Here is a 3,816-nt window from a genome sequence, read left to right as displayed (position 1 = left end):
CGGCCATGGGGATGTCGTCGAAGCCGACGACGCTCACGTCCTCGGGGACGCGCTTGCCGAGATCATTGCGCAGGCAGTCGAGCACGCCGAGCGCCATGATGTCATTGCCGCAGAAGATCGCGTCGGGCGGCTCCGCCAGGATCATCAACCGCTTGGCGGCCTCGCGGCCACCATTGTAGGTGTACTCGCCATATTCCTGGATCGGGGGCGGCGCCGACAGCTCCCGCAGGCGATCGCGTAAACCCTGCAGGCGATCGCGGTTGGTCGAGGAATCCTCGATGCCGTTCACATAGGCGATCCTCTGGTGGCGGCCTCGGACCAGGAAGTCGGCCACCGTGCGTCCGCCCTCGACATTGTCGGTCTGGATCGACGAGACGCCGCGGTCTTCCGTGCTGCGGTTGAAGAGGATGAGCGGGACATTGGCGGCGCGGCAGGCCTCGATGGCGGTGGAGGTGGTGCCGAGGCAGGCGGCGATGATCGCGTCGACCCCGGCGTCGAGCATCGAGCGGATGCTGGTCTCGGCCGTCTCGAGATCGCGCGCCGCGTGGCAGATCGAATGGATGTTGCGCCGCTGGAAGCGCTCCATGAACTCTGTCAGGACGGTGTGGTAGAACGGGTTGTCGAGCGACCCCATCACCAAGCCAATATAGGTCGATCCGGTTTTACCCTGGATGGCGGGCAACGGTTCGCGCCCGTAGCCGACCTCCTGCGCGGCGCTGATGACGCGTTCCCTGGTCGCTTCCGCGACCTTGGCCCCGGGCGTAAAGACCCGGCTGACCGTCGACCGGGAGACGCCCGCTATACGCGCGACATCCTCGCTGTTCGGGGCCTTGCCCTGTCGCGCGGTATTGTCCTGCTTCGCTTGTTCGCTGATCAAGGGAGCTTTCTCATTCAGTTGCCAATCTGCGCCGGGTCGTGTCGTTGCACACATCTCTGCACAATGTGCAGCTTATGCAATGTGGTGGTAGGCGGCAATGCACTGACCAAAGAATTCGGAATCGGCCATCTCTAAGGCCTTTTTCAAGGCCGTTCCGGCCCCGGAGCGGCCCGGATGCACAATGTCGAAGCGCGCAACCCGACCGTCAGTTCCGTTGCCCGTCGCGGGCGAACGTCAGCAGCGTTTCAACCACATCGCAATTCCCATGCCGCCGCCGATGTAGAGCGAGGCGAAACCGCGCAGGGCTGTCATCCGGATCAGTCTGCGGGGCGATGGACGCCGCTCGGCAGCTCGTTTCTGGGCCAGCATGCCGTAGTAGCCGTTGAGCTCGGGCAGCTCGCAGTCTTCGAACCGATTACGCTGGATCTCGCGGTAGATCGTCGAGCGATGACGGGACAATCTCGCCGCAATATTTGCGACGGTCATCTTCGCCTGTAGAAGGTCTTCAACCAGACGCCGTTCTGGCAGATCCAGCTCGCGGTGGGCCATCTTCCAAACTCCTGTGTTTGCGACAGGATAGAGCGGTTGTCGCAACCCAGTTTAGAAAGTGCCCCGCTACATACTATCTGCACGTGTAATATACGTTATGTAGCTGGCGGAGCCCGCTTCGCCGATAATTTGCCGCCAATCTCGCACGCTACGATGATCGACTTTCGAAGCTCGTGGCGGCTTCACTTTCGGTGAGTGCCGTCGCGCATGCGTTCTTGCACTAAGGGCGGTGAATTGCCATTCGCTGCGTTTTATACGAATGGCAGCTGCTGGCACCTTGCGTCCTTGAACTCAGCCTTTTCGCCGCGGACTTAGACGGTCACGGTCACGGTCACGGTCACGGTAATGTCCGAGCTGTCGCGGTTGCGCACGGACCCGCCGTGCTCGCTGTCGAACTCGGCGACAATCTCATTCTCGAAGCCGATGGAGCCGCGGCCCTTCTCGTAGGCAGGCGATCTTCCGTCACCGTAGCCAAGCAGGCCCAAATTGATCGGGCCGCCCTCGACTGTCATCAGGAACTCCGCAGACTGACCTTTTAGCGCTCACGCTTCCGCTCGTTAATTGGGGAACGGTAGGCCAGAACCGCAAGTCCCGGTATATGCCGTTATTGTCGCCTTCATTCCGGTCGTGCCGATTGTATGCCGATGGTTTTCGGGCGCCCGTGAAATCGTTCGATAGATCGGAGCCGACTGCGGTTGGGGGAACTATCGGTGGTCAGGGTCTTTCGCGACAAGTTCGACGGTATTGCCGTCGGGATCGAGTGTGAAGATCCCCCTCCATCCGACCCAGTCGAAAAACTCGACATCGTAGGCGCGCCCGATGTGCTCATACCAGGCCATTACTGCATCCTGTTCGTCCCAGGGGAGGCTGACGGCGAGGTGATGCAGCGGCGACGCAGGTCCCGTTCGAGGCGGCTTTGGACTGCCGAGGGCTCGGCCAGCGCCCTCCACGTCATGCCGGAACAATGCCAGGACCGCCGTATGCCCCCCGAAGCCCTCAGCAATCCTGAAGAACGCGATGGGGTTGTCGTCCGGGTCGTTCATGAGACTTAGCCCGATCACATCCCGGTAGAAGGCCACCATGGCCTCGTAGTCGACGCACCTGATGGCAATCTCTCCGATGGCGCGAACTTGGAAGTTTCGATTGTCCATGGCTTTCTCCTTTCCATCCTGAACCGAGCCGGGTCGCTCTCCTGAGGCTTCCGGAAATCTCTGCGCCTTCCTCTGCACGGGGTTAGCCTTGCACAGCATGCGGCTTGGAAGGGCGTGGCCCCCTCAGAATGAGCAACAGGGCGAAGCTCAGCTCCGCGGCCGTGACGACCATCAGCAGTGCCACCTTCACGGCTTTGAGGGTTGCCGCTTCAGGCAGAGCAAACACCTGCACGCTATCGACAAGATAGCCCGTGCCCCCCACCAAGAGGCCCACCCCGATCAACCGCGGATAAAGGTCCGAGCGCATGACCAGCAGCCCGAGGAGGATGAGGTGCAGGCAGAAGAACACCTGCCAGATCCAGACACCGGCGTCGTGGACATGACGCATCAGGCCGGCCAGCTGGAGCCTCTGCGCCTCGGAGAAGCTGCCCAGCGGAACATTCCCGTCTGCCAGAGCCAGGGCCCCAGCGTGGAAGAACAGCATGGAACCCATCACCGCGACCATCATCAGCCGCGCGAAACAGGCGGCCAGGGCCAGTGTCGGGTTCACGATGCGGAATATGAAGTAGAGCATGGCAGAGACGAAAATCTCGGCCGTCATCATCAAGACATCTCCGATCAGGCCCGCATGAAACAGCCCGCGGTGGCGCGCGATGTTGTCGAAGGTCGCTGCGGGATCGCCGGGCACATTCAGCATCACGGGCACGTAGAGGATCGAGAACCCGCCAGCCAGCGCGATAGCCAAATAGAAAGTTCCGGTCATGCGGGAATAGGACAGGGATGAAGGGTCTTCGAAGGCTCGCATGGCAGACTTCCTTTTTGGTGAAGGGCGGCCCGGCTTCAGGCAGTGACCTTGTCGCGCGGAGCAGGAGCACGGGAAGCCAGCCCCGAGCCGGATGGCTGGTTGGCGCGCTGGCCGGCCCAGACCGATCCAAGGACGATCGTCGCCCCGACAGCCTGCAAGAGCGACAGCGATTGGCCGAGCCAGGCCCAGCCAAGCGCCACCGCAGTAACCGGGCTCATCATGCCGAGCATGGAGACGGCACCAGGCTCGAGCCGCGCCACGCCCCGGAACCAGATCGCATAAGTGGCGGCTGCGCCGACGAGGCCGAGCCAGGCGAGACCGGCGAGGTTCGCGCCGGAAAGCGCGGGCAGCGGCGGCTCCACAAGCAGGGCGATCGGCAACAGGATGAGCCCGCCTGCGGTCAGTTGCCAAGCGGTGAAGGTGAGCGCGGACAC

General features: G+C 62.4%; 6 protein-coding genes. All 6 read right to left on the bottom strand.

Going from position 1 to position 3,816, the window contains the following annotated elements:
* Window positions 1-877 (bottom strand): LacI family DNA-binding transcriptional regulator (locus tag FD715_RS22215; RefSeq protein ID WP_189799616.1); only part of this gene is annotated, 877 nt, incomplete at its 3' end.
* Between the two features lie 234 nt (window positions 878-1,111).
* Window positions 1,112-1,426, bottom strand: a complete 315-nt coding sequence (locus FD715_RS22210; RefSeq protein WP_147115413.1) for a helix-turn-helix domain-containing protein — start codon at window positions 1,424-1,426, stop codon at window positions 1,112-1,114.
* A 311-nt stretch (window positions 1,427-1,737) separates the two neighbouring features.
* Entirely contained in the window at window positions 1,738-1,938 is a 201-nt protein-coding gene (locus FD715_RS22205) for a hypothetical protein (protein ID WP_147115410.1), read from the bottom strand.
* Between the two features lie 192 nt (window positions 1,939-2,130).
* Window positions 2,131-2,577 carry a VOC family protein gene (locus tag FD715_RS22200; RefSeq protein WP_147115407.1) on the bottom strand — a complete coding sequence of 149 codons (447 nt, stop codon included), beginning with the start codon at window positions 2,575-2,577 and terminating at the stop codon, window positions 2,131-2,133.
* Window positions 2,578-2,659: 82 nt separating this feature from the next.
* On the bottom strand, window positions 2,660-3,382 hold the full coding sequence (locus FD715_RS22195) for a DUF4386 domain-containing protein (protein WP_147115404.1): 723 nt from the start codon (window positions 3,380-3,382) through the stop codon (window positions 2,660-2,662).
* A 35-nt stretch (window positions 3,383-3,417) separates the two neighbouring features.
* Window positions 3,418-3,816: DMT family transporter (locus tag FD715_RS22190; protein WP_147115401.1), on the bottom strand; the 399-nt coding region annotated here is incomplete at its 5' end.

Origin of the sequence: Tateyamaria sp. syn59, assembly GCF_007995245.1 — a bacterium.
Taxonomy (GTDB): domain Bacteria; phylum Pseudomonadota; class Alphaproteobacteria; order Rhodobacterales; family Rhodobacteraceae; genus Tateyamaria.
This window is presented reverse-complemented; position numbering and strand designations above follow the sequence as displayed.

Bases quoted from the DNA above. Each gene is read 5' to 3' on its own strand.
- FD715_RS22205 (WP_147115410.1), bottom strand. From the start codon at position 1,938: ATGACAGTCGAGGGCGGCCCGATCAATTTGGGCCTGCTTGGCTACGGT.
- FD715_RS22210 (WP_147115413.1), bottom strand. From the start codon at position 1,426: ATGGCCCACCGCGAGCTGGATCTGCCAGAACGGCGTCTGGTTGAAGAC.
- FD715_RS22195 (WP_147115404.1), bottom strand. From the start codon at position 3,382: ATGCGAGCCTTCGAAGACCCTTCATCCCTGTCCTATTCCCGCATGACC.
- FD715_RS22200 (WP_147115407.1), bottom strand. From the start codon at position 2,577: ATGGACAATCGAAACTTCCAAGTTCGCGCCATCGGAGAGATTGCCATC.